Source organism: Janthinobacterium rivuli (assembly GCF_029690045.1).
GTDB classification, from domain to species: Bacteria; Pseudomonadota; Gammaproteobacteria; order Burkholderiales; family Burkholderiaceae_D; genus Janthinobacterium; species Janthinobacterium rivuli.
The window spans coordinates 3,128,917-3,144,630 of record NZ_CP121464.1 but is presented as its reverse complement, the minus strand read 5'-3'; the positions used below and the strand labels follow the sequence as shown (position 1 = coordinate 3,144,630).

The following is a 15,714-nucleotide window of genomic DNA, read 5'->3' as shown; positions in this document are numbered from 1 at the left end:
TGACGTAGCTGGGCGGCGGAAGGGATAATGCTTTTTGAAAAATATTTTGATTCCCCTGCCGCAGGGAAACCAGGAATCAGCTGAGCAGCACGATGCCGCCCGGCAGGCTGGTCATTTGCGCGCCGTACAGGTCGCGTATCATCGCCAGCGCGCCGTCAGTTTGCCCGATGGAAAAACGCATGCGCACGAGGCGGCGGCCCAGCTCGGCGTTGCGCAACACCACCCGGCCGGGCCGGTAGCGGTTGATTTCATCGACGACATCGGCCAGCGGCTTGCCGACAAACGACAGCGCGCCCGTGCGCCACGCGCTGGCCTCTTCCACCGGCGCCGCCGTGGCCGCCTGCACGCCCCGCTCGTCGTACACCAGTTGCTGCCCCGCATCGAGGGTGTGGCGGCGCTGCTGCCAAACCACCTCCACGGCGCCCGCCAGGCAGGTGACGCAGACGGCGTCGTCCGTGTGGCGCACATTGAAACGGGCCGACTGCGCCAGCAGGCGCCCCGCGCCCGCCAGCACCGACACGGGCTGGCGCGCGCCGCTGGCAAGGATTTCCGCCTCGCCGCCCAGCAATTCGATGGACTCGGGCGCGCGCACATCGATGCGCGTCTGCGTATTCATCTGTATCGTCATCTGCTGCGACAGGGCCACTTGCCGCTGCTCGCCCGTGCCCGTGCGGTAGTCGGCGGAGAATTCCTGCAGCGACGGCCAGGCGCCCAGCGGTGGACGCAAAGCCAGCACGGCCACGCCGGCCGCCAGCGCGCCACCGAGAAACGCCCGCCGGCCGGGGCGCGCCGGGAACGCCAGCACGTTTTCCCCCTGCGGCGCAGCGGCGGCGCGGGTCAAGGCGGGATCGAGCGCCTGCCACACTTGCTTGAGCTCGCGCCAGGCGCGCGCATGGTCGGGGCTGCGCGCGCACCAGGCGCGCAAGGCGTCGGCGTCGGCCTGCGTAAAATCGTCGGCACGCAGGCGCGCCCACCAGGCGGCGGCTTCCCGGCCGATGGCCGTGTCGGTATGTTCAAAAACGTCGCGTGGATCGCGGTCAGGAGCAGTCATGGGATTCATCAATATTTACGGCGGCCCGACACATCGCTGCGCTGGGCGGCATCGGCGCCGGCCATGCACGTTTTACAGTGTTGCATGGCGGCCTGCAATTCTTTCTTGACCATCGCCACGGAAATGCCGAAGCGCTCGGCGATGTCCGCATTGAGCATGCCGTCGATGCGCGCCGCCGTCAGGATGGCGCGGCGGCGCGGCGACAGGCCCGCCAGGGCAGAGTCGAGCGCCTGCACGTCGAGCCGCGCCGAGACGATGCGCGCCGGGTCGCTGATGTCGTCGCCGGCCTCGTCGGCCATGTGCATCAGCTCTTCGCGTTCGCGCTCGGTGACGATGATGCGGTCGCGCCGGTACGCGTCGGTGGCGATATTGGCCGCCATGCGCAGCAGATAGGCGTCGGGATTGTGGACGGGCGCGGCGGCCGGGCCAGGCGCCACCATCGCTTCGAGGCGCAGCCAGGTTTCCTGCAGCGCATCGGCCGCATGGTGCTTGCAGCCGACCACGCGCTCCAGGCGCCAGCGCAGCACGGCATAGCGCGCACTGAGGTGGCGTTTGAGCTTGGTGCGCAGGTCGGGCATGCTCATGGCGCAAGCCTTGCCGTCGTGCCGGGGCCGCAATCGACTTCGCTGCCCGGCCCCTGCGGCAGCAGCAGGATGGAAACGGGCTGCGGCATCGACGGCAGCGGCGCGGCGCCCACGCGCATGCCCAGCACCACGCGCGCAATGGCCGTGTCGCGCGCGCGCAAACCCGTGCTGTCGAGCAAATGCACGCGGTCCACCACGCCGGCGCGGTTCAGATACAGTTGCAGCGCCAGCCGGTAGCCGCCGGGACGCGTCTGCGCCGCGCGGCACAGCAGTCCCAGCAGCACGTGCTGCAAGCGGCTGACATAGGCCGCATGGTCGCCGCCGCCCTGCGTGGCGCCGGGGATGTCGGCGGCGGCCACGACGCTGACTTGCGGCAAGTCAGCTGCGGCCGGCGCATACACGATGACGGCTTGCGCATCGGACAGGCGCGATTGCAGGCCCGTGCCTTCCAGCAAGGCTTGCAGGGCCGCGCCGGCCGCATGGGGGCCGCGCACGGCGGCCGACTGGCGCTGCGCGTAGCGCTGGTCCATCAGCACGGCGATGCCCGTGCGGCGGCTGTACAGGTCGAGCGCGTCGCCGAGGTTTTGCGCAGCGATATCGAACTGCAGCACGGCGCCATCGGCCGGCTGCGCCCGCACCGGTCCCACCGCGGCCAGGAAACCCAGCAAAACCAGGTATCCCGCCAGCGCGAGCACATGGACGGATGCCGGGCTGCCTGTCATATCGCTATCGAGTCGCTATCGTGTGAGGGAGAAATGCGTGGAAACAAGGCATTGCCAAGTAACAATTCTTGCATCAACTGCAATAGCCTACACACAAAAAATGACGGCTTCGTGACATCAGCGGCGTGCGCAAATTTCGCCATGCGGGACGTCGGGTGCGGCGGCGATTTCGGCTACACTGGCTGCTACTCTCCCTTTCAGACGCCTGATGATCGAAAAGAATCTGCCCGAGCTGGTCATGCTGAAGCGCCTCATCGACGAGGGCGGCAGCCACCTGGAAGTGGCCGCGCCCTGCAGCATCGCCATGGATGGGCGCGAGTTTCCCGTGTACACGATTGCGCTGGGCAATCCGAGCCCCGACGTGCCCGTGCTGGGCTTTTTCGGCGGCATCCACGGCCTCGAACGCATCGGCACGCAAGTCATCCTGTCTTTCCTGGAAAGCCTGATCGCCCGCCTGCGCTGGGACGCCACCCTGCACCAGCAACTGGAAAGCATGCGCCTCGTGTTCATGCCGCTGGTTAATCCGGGCGGCATGTGGCAAGCCACGCGCTGCAATCCGCAGGGGGTCGACCTGATGCGCAACGCGCCATTGAGCGCACGCGAAAAAGTGCCGTTCATGCTCGGTGGACAGCGCTACAGTGCCCGCCTGCCCTGGTACCGCGGCGCGGCCGGGGGGCCGATGGAGGTGGAAAGCCAGGCCGTGTGCGACCTCGTCGAGCGCGAACTGCTGTCGCGCCAGTTCAGCATCGCCCTCGATTGCCATTCCGGTTTCGGCTTGCGCGACCGCATCTGGTTTCCCCACGCGCATACCCAGGTGCCCATCGAGCACCTGGCCGAGATCGGCGCGCTGGAAGAGCTGTTCAGCCAGAGCTATCCCAACCACAACTATGTATTCGAGCCGCAAAGCCGCCAATACCGCACGCACGGCGACCTGTGGGACTATCTGTACCTGAACGGCACCAGCTACAGCGGGCGCGTGTTCCTGCCGCTGACCCTGGAAATGGGTTCATGGCTCTGGGTCAAGAAAAACCCGCGCCAGCTGTTCAACCGGGTCAGCATCTTCAACCCCACGGCCGCGCACCGCCTGCAGCGCGTGCTGCGCCGGCACCTCGTGTGGTTCGATTTCCTCATGCGCGCCGCCAGCAGCCACGGCCGCTGGATGCCGGAAGGCTTGCTGCGCAAGGCGCAACGACGGCGCGCGCTGGCGCAATGGTACGAGTCATGAGCGACGCGCCCACCTGGATCCTGCTGCGCGGCCTGATGCGCGAACAACGCCACTGGGGCAGCTTTCCCGCCACCCTGGCGCGCGCCCTGCCCGGCGCCCACATCGTCACGCCCGACTTCCCCGGCAATGGCGGGCGCCACGCGCAGGACAGCGCCACCCGCGTGGCCGACATGGTGGAAGCCTGCCGCCAGGAGCTGCAGGCGCGCGGCATCCCGGCGCCGTACCACTTGCTGGCACTTTCCCTGGGCGGCATGGTGGCCGTGGAATGGGCTCACCGCTACCCACAGGAAATCGCCCGCTGCGTGCTGATCAACACCAGCATGCGGCCATATAGTCCGTTTTACCGGCGCCTGCGCTGGCAAAACTATGGCGCGCTGCTGCGCCAGCTGCTGCTGGGCGATGCAGGCAGCCAGGAAAGTCTGATCTTGCGCCTGACCAGCCAGCGGCATGCTGGCGGCAACCCCGCGCTGCTGGCCTGCTGGCTCAGTTTTCAGCAGCAATATCCGGTCAGCCGGCGCAACGCGCTGCGCCAGCTGCTGTCGGCGGCCCGCTACCGCGCGCCTGACAGCCGCCCGGCCATGCCCGTGCTGGTGATGGCCGGCGCGCTGGACCGATTGGTCGACCACCGCTGCTCGCAGCGTCTGGCGCGCGCCTGGCAAGCCGATTGTTTGATCCACGGCGACGCGGGTCACGACCTGCCGCTCGACGAGGGGCAATGGGTAGCGCAATCGGTGGCGCGCTGGCTGGGTGTGGCAACGGCAGAGCATGACAAGACAAACACGGCACGATCATCATGCAAATAAGCAACCATACCGACCAACTGACGGCGCTGGTGGAAGCCGGCGTGCATGAACACATTTTCCCAGGCGCGGCCTGGGCCGTGGGCAGCGTCGACCACGGCGTGGCAGGCGCGGCCGGGCGGCTCACGCCCGAAGCGTCCAGTGCCGCGATGCAAGTCGACACCTTGTTCGACATCGCGTCGCTGACCAAGATCATCAGCGTCTGGTCGCTGACCGGCCAGCTGGTAAAGCAGGAACGCCTGCGCCTGGACAGCCGGCTGGCGGACCTGCTGCCCGGCACAGTGGGATACGCGCTGGCGCCCATCACGATTTTCCAGCTGCTGACGCACACGGCCGGCCTGCCGCTGCGCGCCCGCCTGCGCGCCAGCTATGGCGAGGTGTACGACGACATCGTGCGCGGCGTGCTGCGCGAGCCGCTGGAAGGCATACCAAGTCGAGCTGTCGAATACACGGACCGCGCGGCCCTGATCCTCGGCCTGGTCATCGAGCGGCTGCTGGGCATGCCGCTGGACGTGGCGCTGGCCGAGTACGTGCTGCAACCGCTGGGCATGGCCGCCACGGGCTACGGCCCTGTGGCGCCACAGTACGGCCAGCTGGTCGCGCCGACCGAGTATTGCGAACAGGCGGGCACCCACCTTGCCGGCGTGGTGCATGATTTTTCGGCCCGGCTGCTGGGCGGCGTGTGCGGCATTTCCGGGCTGTTTTCCAACGTGCCGGACCTGCAGCGCTTCCTGCGGGCGATGCTGGCGCCGGACGGCAAGGTATTCGACGCCGGCTGGGTGCGCGATTCGCTGACGGTGCGGACGGGCGAGCTGCAGCCGTCGCGCGGCCTGTTCTGGCACCCGGCGGCAGGCACCGGGCCGCAAGACGATGTCTGGTGCCACCTGGGCTTTACGGGCACGGCCATGTGGATCAGCCCGAGGCGCGGCCGCTATTCCGTGCTGCTGACGAACAAGCTGTATTACACGCGCGAGTTCGACAGGATCAACGACATCCGGCGCGACTTCATGCGCTGCGCATTCGATCTCTGAAGCCACGCCGCTTTTCAGAACAGTCCGATTTTCCGTGGATGCCGAAGTTCCTATACTTCGTCCATCTTAACCTGTCGGGAAAATCGCCATGAGCGCAGCCGTGTATGCCCTTTCATCCACCACGATGAGGCAGCGCCTGCCGGCGCGCCCCTTCACCCTGCCCAGCGACGCGGACGTCATCCATGCCATCCATTCGGGTGACGGGCTGCGTGTCGTCTACCAGCCCCAGTATGACTTGCACAGCCGGCGCGTTGTCAGCGCGGAAGCGCTGCTGCGCTGGGATCATCCACAGCATGGCAGCGTGCCGCCGTCGGTACTCATTCCCATGGTGAACCGGCTCGGCCTGCATCTGCCGCTGTTCGAGCTGGTCGTCAAGGAAGTCATCGCCATGTTGCAGCACCTGCGCCGTCAAGGTGGCGACGTTCCGGTTGCCGTCAACGCCTCGATCGATACCGTGTGCACGCCCGGCATGGCCGATCTGCTTGCCACAAAAATGTGGGATGCCTGCCTGCCGACGCGGCTGCTGAAAGTCGAAGTCACCGAAGACTTGCCGGTGCTCGACGAACTGTGCCTGTCGGCTTGCCTCAACACCTTGCGGGCGAAGGGCTTTCCCCTGTCGCTCGATGATTTCGGCGCCGGTTCCGCCACCTTCAACGTCCTGTTCAAGATGCCTTTCGATGAAGTCAAGATCGACGGCGCCTTCATTCGCGACATGGAAACCAACGCCCATTCGCACGCCATCGTCGCCACCCTCATTTCACTGGCACAAAGACTCAACCTCAAGCTGGTGGCCGAAGGCATCGAGAACGAATCGGTACTGGCGGCCTTGCTGGGTATCGGCTGCCATATCGGCCAGGGCTATGCACTGGCGCGCCCGATGGAGCGCGAAGAGTTTATCCAGCGTCAACTGACCAGGCCAGTGGCAATGGCAATGACACTGAAGGCGATGTGACATGAGCGACATGAAGCAATTACCGCTGATCTTGACCACCGATGCCATGGCTGCCGGCACAAGCGTCCACACGCACGATGCCGCGGCGCTGGTCGAACGCCTGCTCGCCTACATGGGACTGCGCAATGACGCCTGCCTGGCGCGCGAACTGGGCGTGCCGCCCTTCGCGATCAGCAAGCTGAGAAGAGGCAACGCCGCGCTCGATACCGACATGCTGATACGCATGCACGAAGCATCGGGCCTGTCCATCGGCGAACTGCGGGCACTCACGGGTTCCCGCCCCTGATCGCTGACGGGCGGCATGACCGCTCCCCACGCAAAAACGGCGCGCCATCACTGGCGCGCCGTTTTTTTGTATCGGAGCATGCCCGCATGGCGGCATGCTCCAGCCATTGCACAGCTTTATGGCTTTCTCTTTTGCGTGATGCCTGCGGCGGCCAGCTGCGGGCCCTGGCGCGGCGAGCGCGCCGTGAGGAATGCCGGCGGCACCTGCAGATCGAGGCGCTGGACGGCAGCCTCATGACTCCAGCTGGCGCCGGGAATCGATGCCAGCACTTGCTGGCAAGGCAGCAGATGCTGCGCTTTGGACAGCTGCACGCCATATTCCTGCAAATCCACCGTACTCATGCACGGTGAGGGGCGGCTTTCTCCAGCCACCGGCAGGAAGGCCACGTCGCGCCGTTCCATGCGCTGGCCATTGACGAAAATGTCGACCGTATGCGTGCCGCCCAGCAGTTCGGCGCTGCGTTCATCGGCGGGCGCCGCCTTGGCGTTGATCAATTCCGGTACGCACACGGCATCGGCCTGCTGCAGCTTGCCGCCCTCGCCCTGCATGACAGATGCGGGAATGGCCAAGGTACATCGTTCATGCGCCCTGCCGCCCCAGGAAATCGACAACTGCCGGGTAGTTTCCTGCAGGCGCGCATACAGCTGGCCGCCCTGTCCCACCACGCCCACCGGCAAGCCTTGCTCATCTTTCACTGTAGCACCAAAGACCAGCGCCTCGCCGTTCGCCAAGCTCACGTTGAACAGGATCGCGCGGCCCGTGCTGGTGCCATACTTCAAAAATACGACAGCGCCATCGCGCGGTGCCACCTGCTGGCTTGTTTCGCTCAGCTCGACATCCATCGACGTGCCCTGCGGATCAATCGCCACTTCATTCAATTCATACGGACGCAAATAGGGCAGAACCGCATTGCCGCTTGCGTCGAGCCTGAGGCCAGGATAGCCGGCAACCCTGGCGCCGGCGGCACCAGGCGCATGCACGACGGCGATGGTTTCGCCACGCAGCGGCGTCAGGGTCACACCACCCGGATGGGCCACCACGCTGCCGCTCATGCTGACCGAGGCACTGCTATAGCCGGTACCGCGCCCCACGCTGGCGCCAACCATCGCCTGCGCCCCGGTATACTGGCCGTTGAGGGTGCTGCTGTTGCTGCTGCCATTGCGGCTCACTGATGCGCCATAGCTAAATTGCCGTTCTTCTCCGGCGCTGCCGCTCAGCGTTGCCAGCTGGTCATAGCGGCCATCCGTGTCGCGCGATACCTGCGCCGACATTTGCGGCCTGTACAGACTGTCATTGCCACCCAGCGGCATGCTCAAGGTCAGTTGTATCCTGCTTTCCATGCCGCCATAAGATACCTTGCTGCGATTGGCATTGATGCCGTAGCTCACGCGCCCCACCTGCTTGTTGTAGCTGAGCTGATATTGCAAGTCCTGGCCCGGCCGGTTCCAGTAATTCTGTGCATAACCACTGATGCTGACCTGCCCCCACGCACCCAGGCGCTGGTCGGCGGTCAAGGACACGCGGTTACGGGGCCTATACTGCATATTGGAATCGTAACCATTGCGTTCGGCGTCGAGTACTTGCGTCGCATTGGCAAAATCCAGATAGCCGCTGGTGGAAAAACGGTAAGCAGCCATCGAGAAATTACTGCCGGTGCTCAAGACATTCTTGCTGTATGACAAGCGCAGACTTTGGCCCTTGGCCGTGTCCGCGGCAAGTTTCGTCTGCGCGTGACTCAGATCGATGGATACGGCGCCTATCGGTAATGCAAAGGCCACGCCGCCAAGCAGGGACAAATAGTCCTCACTGGCCTGCAAGCCACCGTAACCGGTCAGGCTATTATTCAAACCATACTGCAAAGTGCCCTGCAGGACGCGCGCCTGCTTGCTCAAGAAATTATTGCGCGTTACGCCAGCCGCCGCGCCGAAGCGCAGCGAACCCGGACGCAGCAACTGGCTGACGGCCGCATACGGCACGACAAAGCGCTGTTCGCTACCGTCCGCTTCGGACACCGTCACGTTCAAGTCGCCACCGTAACCCGTGGCATACATGTCATCGATGACGAAGGCGCCTGGCGCCACCGTCGTTTCAAGCAGGAGATTGCCCGCCTGGCGTATGCTCACGCGAGCGTTGGTGCGGGCAATGCCGCGCACCACGGGCGCATAGCCGCGCAAGGAATTGGGCAACATGCGGTCATCGCTGGCCAGTTGCGCACCCCGGAAGGATAAGGTATCGAAAATCTCCCCGCTGGTATTCGCATCGCCCAGTGTCAGCTGGCTTTTCAGCGCCGTCATGTCGCGCCGCGCATAGGTATCGAGCACCTGGTAACGACTGCCTCCCTGCTGCTGCCAGCTGAGTGCGCCATTATGGCGAAAACGCCAGCCGCCCATATTGAAGCCGCCGTTGAGGCCCAGATAAGCGGAGTCGAATGACGTTCCGCCACTCTTGTTGTGATAGCTGTTAAAATTGTAACCCAACATGCCCGAAGTGACACCGCTATCCCACAGTTCCGGGCTGACATAACCGCGCGCATTGCGCCGCAGCGACGCCTGGGGAATGCTGATACTGACCTGCTGAATCTCCGGCAAAAACACGGCCGTGGCATTCGCTATCAATTTGCCCAATTCGACACACTGCCCTTCTGCCAGCAAGCTCATGGCTTCCGGCGACAGCAGTGATATATTCACGCCCAGCAATTCAAGCAGTTTGCGCGATATGCACACCACGGGATTACTGCCGTCATCGTTGGCATTGATGCGGATATCCTGGCGATTTCTCAGCTCGCCGTTGAGGGCGATATCGGCGCGGTACGTGCCCGGCAAGACAGGATTGCCTTTTTGATAAATAGCGAGATCCAGGCTGCGCGAGCCTTCCGGCAAGAAAACACTATTAAACTCGACCTGGTCCGCATGCGCAGCTGGTATGGTCAAAGCACATGAACTGAACGCCACCGCCTTGAGCATACTGCCAACAAGCGCATTGACGCCTGGACTTGGCCTTGCTTGAGGATAATAGAAGACTTGGCGATGATTATTCATGATTCAAACCTTAAGGAGCGGGCCGCGCGGCCGGCGCAGAAAGGCTACGCCGTGCCGGCATCGGGACACCGTAATCATTGATGGCGCTAAACTCCACCTGTGCGCCTGCGGCAGGCAAGGCCTTCAGGGAGGGCAGCGCAAATTGTTTCGTCTCGCCTGGCGCCACCATGCCGCCATCACTCTCGCTGCGCTGGGCGCCGGCCACCAGCGACAGCGACGCCACCGACACGTGAAAGGCGGACGGGTTATATGCTTCCAGGGCAAAGCCCTTGCCATTGCTGGCAGAAACGGCACGCCATTGCACTTGTTCGATCGCGTCGACAGGATTGCCAGCGAGCCCCTCGGGGCGATAAAAAATCTTGATGCGTGAGCGGAACGCCATCTGCAGGCTGTTCACATCGGCGTCTTGCGACTTGGGTGGAATCTCCAGCATATTCAGCCAGAACACCGATTCTTTCGTTGCCGGCAGCGCCGGACCGACAAATATCAGGCGCAGGCTCTGGCCCTTGCCCGGATCGATGCGGGCCAGTGGCGGCGTCAGCACAAAAGGCACTTTGGCCGCCGCCGGCGTCGATGCGACATCGCCAGCATCGACCCACGCCTGCACCAGCGCCGGCACTGCGCCATCGTTATTGAGCTTGACCGTGATTTCTTTTTGCTTCGCCGGATAAATCTGCCGCGTGCCCGTGATCACTACGCTGGCCATTGAGGAAGAACAAAACAACAAGGCGAGACTGAGCAACAACGAACTTTGCAATGAATGATAGGGGAGCATGGAAGACCTCAGAATGTAGACCGGAAGCGCGTCCCGCCTATGCGGCGAGGACGTGCTTCCCTGGCGAGTGGATTACTCGTAAGTGATGGAGTAGGTAACGGCACCCTTCACCAGACCGGCGGCGGCAACGCCGGTGGAAATATATTGCACGGCATACGGCAGAACCGCGCCGCCGCTGGCATCTTTCGTGACCTTGCTGGTATTCGCAACTTGCGAGAAATCACCAGCCTTGATCACCTGACCGTTATTGGCATCGACCAGCTGCAGCTGAACATTCTGGGCACCACCTACGCTCTTGTCGTTATTTCTCAGATTATGGGTCAGTGGATCAACGTTGGCACCCGCTTCGAAAAATGCGGCGGCCTTGGTGGTCGTACCGCTACAAGCACTCAGCGTAATGTTAAAACCTGTCTGACCTGCAATGGTGCCAGCCGTTTTCAGCTGGGCAGCCGAGACTTTCGGCAATGTCACGGTCGCAGCAGCAGGGCCAACCGTGCCGTTAACATTCACGGTACAAGTCGAATCGAGCAGTTGGCCTTCAAAATTGATCGTGCCATCGGAAGCGAAAGCGGATTGGCTTACAGCGGCGGCCAGCAGAACGGCGAGGATACGGACTTGGGATTTCATTGAGACTACTCCTGAAAGATAAAGGTAAATGCGCACCAGTTAATGTAGGAACGCGGCTGTTGTTGCAGATACGTACTTTACATAGCCGCGGTAGTTGTCGATATGAGAATGGTCTTAAAAATCCGCGCCGCCGGATAAGACATGTGCAAATAGACGCACACATCGGCAACAACACGCACAGGATGCAAGCAGCCTGGCAAATTGACGTTGCGGCGTGGATGGAGAAAATGGGGGAGGCAGTGCGGGGATGAAAGCGATGGGAAAGCCTGCAAGGCGGCGCTTGCAGGCAAGGTAAAGGCCTGCCGATCAGCCGGGCGGCACCGCCTGATCGGCAGGCGTCAAGATGCGCTGCGCCAGCCAGACCAGAACGGTCGCCAGCACCAGTGGCAAGACAAGCTGCAATAACACCAGCGTTGTCAAGTCCACCCTCTCTTTCAGATGGGTGAAAAGCACATCCGTGGCAGGAATGCCCAGGTTGAACGCGACATAGAACAAGCCCGCCGCCCGCATGTTCTGCATGGGCGGCACCGATTGGATCAGGGCCGCCAGGATGTTGATATAAAACACGGCGCTCAAGCCAAAGCCCAGGAGGAATGCCAGCAACATGAGGATATCCACGGGCAGATGCCATTCCAACGCTATCAGGCCGCCGATAGCCGCCGTGATGGGGAGCGTGATCAACAGTATTTTCATGGCGCCATGGCGGTCCCCCAGCCAGCCGCCCAGTGGCGATAGCAAGGTTGCACTCATGGCAATGCCGATCACCATCTCTACCGTCCTGAGGGGAAATCCCAGTATCTCGCGCATGTACACGCTATACAGGTAGTCGAAATTACCCGCACTCAATGGCAGGCATACGGCTGCCAGAAACAGCAGCAACGGAGCACGGGACCAGACCGACCCCACCTGGCTCCTGGCTTCAGGACGGATAAAACGCCGCTCGCCGGCGGCGCTGATCTGCTGGAAAAAATGCCAGATCAGGATATACAGCAGGATCAGGATGAGCATGCCCGCCAGGGCGGGCAACAGGGGCAGTTTCCCCTGTTCATTGATGGCATGCTGAATGGCGCTGAGTTTGTTCGCGACAATGTTACTGGCCGCGGTAAGGCAAATCATGAGTCCCACGACCAAGGCGCAATGGCGGGGGAAATACGTGGCCCCGATACTGATCCAGGCACAGATATTCATCGTGCATCCGATGCCGCCCAGCAAGCTCCAGCAGCACAGTTCAAATAGCGAGCGGGAAAACATGCCCATCAACGCAGCGACCGCCAGCAACAGGAAGCCCGCCAGCAAGGTTTTCTTGCGCGACAGGGTTTCCGGCAGCAGTGCCAGCACCAGCCCCGTCAACCCCATGCTGATGTAAAAGATCACGGCCGCTATCGGGAAATTGCCAAGCGTCGCGGGCAGGCCGAATGGCAGGGGCTGGGATGCCAACGGCAACTTTGTCGGATCCATGCCGGACAATACCAGGAACAGCAAGGTGGTCGGCAACATCAACGCCAGCATCCCCATGGCCTCTTTTTTATTCTTGTTCATCCTGCGCAACATGATGCTCCTTTCAATTGAAATCAATGCTGACCGCGGCTGCGCCAGGCTGCCACGACGTCCTGCAGAAGCTGGCCGCAACGCGCATCAGCGTGCGCTGCTTCACTGCGCAACAGGCTCTCGAGCTGCCCTGCCGGCTGCGCCATCTCCGTCCATTGCATGGCCAGGGCGGCGCCATGCAGGCGATGCGCGGCACGCACCGCACCATCCGGTTCGTGCATGACCATGGCCTGCAGCAACTCGCCCATATCGTTGGCGAACGCTGCGCGCACCTGCGGCATATCGAATACCGCCAGGGTTTCCATCGGCGGCGCATGCAGCGCCAAGGCCACGTCGCACCACAGTTCGACGATATCCTGCAGTTTCGCCAACCGGATCGGCTTGCTCAATATGCCATCCATGCCTGCCTCGAAGCAGCGTTCCGCATGATCCTCGCCCGTCGAAGCGGAAATCGCGATGACCGGACAGCGCGCCTGCTCCAGATCCGCTTCGCGCCTGCGCCATTCGGCCGTCAGGCTGTAGCCGTCGATGTCGGGCAAGTCGCAATCCATCAGCACCAGGTCATATTCGCGCAGCTGGAAACAGGCCAGGGCCCTGGCGCCATTCTCGGCAATGTCGGCATCGCAGCCCAGGCTGGCGAGCTGGGCCCGCAACACGGCCTGGTTGGCCGCTACATCCTCAACCACCAGGATCGACAGGCGCTGCGCCGCCGCGCCACCCACCGGAGCGGGCCCCGCAACGACCGCGTCTATCGCCGGAGCGGCCCCGGACGCTATCTGTGCAGGCAAGGAAATCAGCATGCGCGTACCCCTGCCCATCTCGCTGTCGATGGTGATCGTGCCCTGCATCAATGTCACCAATTCGCGGCAAATGACCAGGCCCAGGCCGGTGCCGCCCGAACGCTTGTAGGTACCCTCCACCTGCACATACGGCCGGAACAGGGTCGCCTGCATAGCGGCGGCTATGCCAATGCCCGTATCGGCAACGGCAATTTCCAGCCGTGCCTGCCCCTGCCCGTCGTCCAGCATGGCAATCTGTATCTCGACGCCGCCGCTTGCCGTAAATTTGATGGCGTTCGAGACCAGGTTATGCAGCACCTGCAACAGCCTGGCCTCGTCCAGCATCAGCAGCGGCACCGCCACGGGCAGCACTACATCGAGCGTAATGCCCTTCTCCCGCGCCCGCAGCTGCTGCAGGGCCGCCACGTCGTTGGCCAGGGCTGCGACATCGACCGCATCGAGGCTGAGCGTCAGTTGTCCCGCCTCCAGCTTGGAAACATCGAGCACGTCGTCGAGCAAGCGCAGCAGGATATTTCCGCCGTTGCTGGCCAGGTCGACAAAGTGGCGCTGCTCCGCATTCATGGGCGTGGAGCGCAGCAATTCCACGGCGGCCAGCACGGCATTCATGGGCGAGCGGATTTCATGGCTCATCACGGCCAGGAACATGGCCGCCCTGCGCTCGTTGCGCAAGGCACGCCGGTGCGCGCTGTAGGCCTGGTACGCCAGGCCCGCCAGGATCAGCAGCAAGGCGACAGCCAGGCCCACATGTTCGCCAAAGTGGTCCGCGGAGAACAGCATGCCCGAGTGATCATCGCCCGGTGCTCCCAGCCAATCCTGGCGTACCAGCCGGATCTGGGCCGGGGTCATCGCGGCCAGCGACTTGTTCACGATCGATACCAGCAAGGGATCGCTATCGCGCAACGCCATGCGCACGTCGGACGTCATCGCCACGGGCAGTTCCGTAAAATGCAGGTCCGCGCCTTCCTCGCGCATCAATCCCGGCAATAACTGCGCCTTGCTGCCGATGGCGACGTCGGCGCCGCCTTTCGACAGCAGCGCCAGCGCCTGACGCATGGTGGGACTGACAACGATGCGCATGCCGTCGTGGCGTTCACGCAGGAAGGGACCGAACAGGCCAGCTTCCGCGGCCGGCAGCGCCACGGTCTTGCCATCGAATGCGATGCCATCGGCACCAGGTTCACCCTGTTCACGCGTGGCGGCAATAGCCGTGGTCGACAGGTAGGGCAAGCTGTAGCTGATGCCGGGCACCTGCTCCGGCGTGCCGATGCTGCGCACCGCGGGCAGGCAATCGACCCTGCCTTCACGCAGCGCAGCCAGACCGTTGTCCGTGTCGGCCAAGGTCACGATATCAAAGTCCAGGCCGCTATGCCGTTGAATGACTTTGATGTAATCGGCGGCGATGCCAACCCCGGTCGCGCCGCGCTGGACGATTTCAAATGGTGGCCGGTTTTGCAGCAGGCCCAGCTTCAACACGGGATGCGCGCGCACCCAGGCTTGCTCCGCGGCGTTGAGCGCGTGCGCCCTTTCCTGCCCCTGCGCCGCCATGCAGCAAACGGCCAGCAGGAAAGCGGCGATGCCGGCTCGCCAGCGCCTCATGCTTCGCCTATGGTATGCCTGATCTTGAATAGTTCATTATTCGACGTGACGCCGAGCTTGCGGAAGGCGGTGGTCTTTTGCGAGCTGATGGTCTTGATGCTGCGCTTGAATTTTTCGGCGATTTCCGTCACCGTCATCCCCGCCAGATAACAACGGATCACCTCGCGCTCGCGCGCCGACAGCGCCGCCCCCAGCAGCAGCGCATCCGCGCCGTCCTCACCCTCTCGCGCATCAAAGGTGGTGCTCGCTTCCGCCACCCGATAGGACATCTCGGCGCTCAGGTACACGGCGCCCGACACCACCTTGCGCAGCGCCTTGACCAGCTCCGCCATTTCCTCGCCCTTGCCGGCAAAACCACGGGCGCCGACGCGCAAGGCCAGCGCCACCGTGGCCGGCTCATGATGCGTGGACAACACCAGGATGGGACAATCGGGGAATTTGGCCCGCAATGCGCGGATCAGCGACACGCCATCGAGTTCGTCCGGACCCAGCGCATAGTCGAGCAAAATGACGTCGGCCGGGGCCGCGAGCAAGCCCGCGATCAGCTCCCGGCTGGTACTGTAGGCGCCCACCACGTCGATATCCGGTTCCGCGCCGAGGCGGGCCACAAGGCCATGCCGCACCACGGCGTGATCGTCGAGCAAGGCAATGCGTAAGCGTTTCATAGGCATGGGCAAGA

14 protein-coding genes are annotated in these 15,714 nt (G+C 63.3%); 5 read left to right on the top strand and 9 right to left on the bottom strand.

Features of this window, described 5'->3' with window-relative positions:
• Nucleotides 1–76: 76 nt before the first annotated feature.
• Genes P9875_RS14380 through P9875_RS14370 form a run of 3 tightly spaced genes read right to left on the bottom strand, consistent with a single transcriptional unit; the run spans nucleotide 77 to nucleotide 2,357 of the window.
• On the bottom strand, nucleotides 77–1,051 hold the full coding sequence (locus P9875_RS14380; RefSeq protein ID WP_278318773.1) for a FecR family protein: 975 nt from the start codon (nucleotides 1,049–1,051) through the stop codon (nucleotides 77–79).
• Nucleotides 1,052–1,059: 8 nt separating this feature from the next.
• Complete coding sequence (locus P9875_RS14375; protein WP_099403432.1) at nucleotides 1,060–1,635, bottom strand: RNA polymerase sigma factor; 576 nt, start codon at nucleotides 1,633–1,635, stop codon at nucleotides 1,060–1,062.
• A complete protein-coding gene (locus P9875_RS14370) occupies nucleotides 1,632–2,357 on the bottom strand; it encodes a hypothetical protein (protein WP_176388904.1) in 726 nt (241 codons plus the stop codon). Before P9875_RS14370 ends, P9875_RS14375 begins: the two co-directional genes overlap by 4 nt.
• A gap of 208 nt (nucleotides 2,358–2,565) precedes the next feature.
• Between P9875_RS14370 and P9875_RS14365 the strand changes: the two genes are divergently transcribed.
• The 5 genes from P9875_RS14365 to P9875_RS14345 all read left to right on the top strand — a co-directional run bounded on the left by P9875_RS14365 (nucleotide 2,566) and on the right by P9875_RS14345 (nucleotide 6,651).
• On the top strand, nucleotides 2,566–3,582 hold the full coding sequence (locus P9875_RS14365) for a M14 family zinc carboxypeptidase (RefSeq protein WP_278318772.1): 1,017 nt from the start codon (nucleotides 2,566–2,568) through the stop codon (nucleotides 3,580–3,582).
• On the top strand, nucleotides 3,579–4,385 hold the full coding sequence (locus P9875_RS14360; RefSeq protein WP_278318771.1) for an alpha/beta fold hydrolase: 807 nt from the start codon (nucleotides 3,579–3,581) through the stop codon (nucleotides 4,383–4,385). The genes P9875_RS14365 and P9875_RS14360 overlap by 4 nt, the downstream gene beginning before the upstream one ends.
• Entirely contained in the window at nucleotides 4,376–5,413 is a 1,038-nt protein-coding gene (locus P9875_RS14355) for a serine hydrolase domain-containing protein (RefSeq protein ID WP_278318770.1), read from the top strand. The genes P9875_RS14360 and P9875_RS14355 overlap by 10 nt, the downstream gene beginning before the upstream one ends.
• An 88-nt stretch (nucleotides 5,414–5,501) precedes the next feature.
• Entirely contained in the window at nucleotides 5,502–6,365 is an 864-nt protein-coding gene (locus tag P9875_RS14350; RefSeq protein WP_278318769.1) for an EAL domain-containing protein, read from the top strand.
• 1 nt (nucleotide 6,366) lies between these two features.
• Entirely contained in the window at nucleotides 6,367–6,651 is a 285-nt protein-coding gene (locus P9875_RS14345; protein ID WP_278318768.1) for a hypothetical protein, read from the top strand.
• Nucleotides 6,652–6,767: 116 nt separating this feature from the next.
• On the opposite strand, the gene P9875_RS14340 is transcribed toward P9875_RS14345, so the two are convergent.
• From P9875_RS14340 to P9875_RS14315, 6 genes are all read right to left on the bottom strand, one after another.
• Nucleotides 6,768–9,581, bottom strand: coding sequence for a fimbria/pilus outer membrane usher protein (locus P9875_RS14340; RefSeq protein WP_278318767.1), 2,814 nt, complete (start codon nucleotides 9,579–9,581; stop codon nucleotides 6,768–6,770).
• Between the two features lie 118 nt (nucleotides 9,582–9,699).
• Nucleotides 9,700–10,395: a fimbrial biogenesis chaperone gene (locus tag P9875_RS14335; RefSeq protein WP_278318766.1), complete on the bottom strand. Its 696-nt coding sequence runs from the start codon at nucleotides 10,393–10,395 to the stop codon at nucleotides 9,700–9,702.
• Between the two features lie 141 nt (nucleotides 10,396–10,536).
• Nucleotides 10,537–11,091, bottom strand: coding sequence for a fimbrial protein (locus tag P9875_RS14330; protein WP_278318765.1), 555 nt, complete (start codon nucleotides 11,089–11,091; stop codon nucleotides 10,537–10,539).
• Between the two features lie 306 nt (nucleotides 11,092–11,397).
• Nucleotides 11,398–12,642 carry an MFS transporter gene (locus P9875_RS14325; protein ID WP_278318764.1) on the bottom strand — a complete coding sequence of 415 codons (1,245 nt, stop codon included), beginning with the start codon at nucleotides 12,640–12,642 and terminating at the stop codon, nucleotides 11,398–11,400.
• A gap of 20 nt (nucleotides 12,643–12,662) precedes the next feature.
• The gene (locus P9875_RS14320) at nucleotides 12,663–15,035 is read right to left on the bottom strand and encodes an ATP-binding protein (protein ID WP_278318763.1); all 2,373 of its coding nucleotides are present in this window, start codon (nucleotides 15,033–15,035) and stop codon (nucleotides 12,663–12,665) included.
• The gene (locus P9875_RS14315) at nucleotides 15,032–15,700 is read right to left on the bottom strand and encodes a response regulator transcription factor (RefSeq protein WP_099403428.1); all 669 of its coding nucleotides are present in this window, start codon (nucleotides 15,698–15,700) and stop codon (nucleotides 15,032–15,034) included. Before P9875_RS14315 ends, P9875_RS14320 begins: the two co-directional genes overlap by 4 nt.
• Between the last annotated feature and the right edge of the window lie 14 nt (nucleotides 15,701–15,714).

Coding starts and splice junctions, on each gene's coding strand:
- P9875_RS14380 (WP_278318773.1), bottom strand. CDS start 1,051: ATGACTGCTCCTGACCGCGATCCACGCGACGTTTTTGAACATACCGAC.
- P9875_RS14375 (WP_099403432.1), bottom strand. CDS start 1,635: ATGAGCATGCCCGACCTGCGCACCAAGCTCAAACGCCACCTCAGTGCG.
- P9875_RS14370 (WP_176388904.1), bottom strand. CDS start 2,357: ATGACAGGCAGCCCGGCATCCGTCCATGTGCTCGCGCTGGCGGGATAC.
- P9875_RS14365 (WP_278318772.1), top strand. CDS start 2,566: ATGATCGAAAAGAATCTGCCCGAGCTGGTCATGCTGAAGCGCCTCATC.
- P9875_RS14360 (WP_278318771.1), top strand. CDS start 3,579: ATGAGCGACGCGCCCACCTGGATCCTGCTGCGCGGCCTGATGCGCGAA.
- P9875_RS14355 (WP_278318770.1), top strand. CDS start 4,376: ATGCAAATAAGCAACCATACCGACCAACTGACGGCGCTGGTGGAAGCC.
- P9875_RS14350 (WP_278318769.1), top strand. CDS start 5,502: ATGAGCGCAGCCGTGTATGCCCTTTCATCCACCACGATGAGGCAGCGC.
- P9875_RS14345 (WP_278318768.1), top strand. CDS start 6,367: ATGAGCGACATGAAGCAATTACCGCTGATCTTGACCACCGATGCCATG.
- P9875_RS14335 (WP_278318766.1), bottom strand. CDS start 10,395: ATGGCCAGCGTAGTGATCACGGGCACGCGGCAGATTTATCCGGCGAAG.
- P9875_RS14330 (WP_278318765.1), bottom strand. CDS start 11,091: ATGAAATCCCAAGTCCGTATCCTCGCCGTTCTGCTGGCCGCCGCTGTA.
- P9875_RS14325 (WP_278318764.1), bottom strand. CDS start 12,642: ATGTTGCGCAGGATGAACAAGAATAAAAAAGAGGCCATGGGGATGCTG.
- P9875_RS14320 (WP_278318763.1), bottom strand. CDS start 15,035: ATGAGGCGCTGGCGAGCCGGCATCGCCGCTTTCCTGCTGGCCGTTTGC.
- P9875_RS14315 (WP_099403428.1), bottom strand. CDS start 15,700: ATGAAACGCTTACGCATTGCCTTGCTCGACGATCACGCCGTGGTGCGG.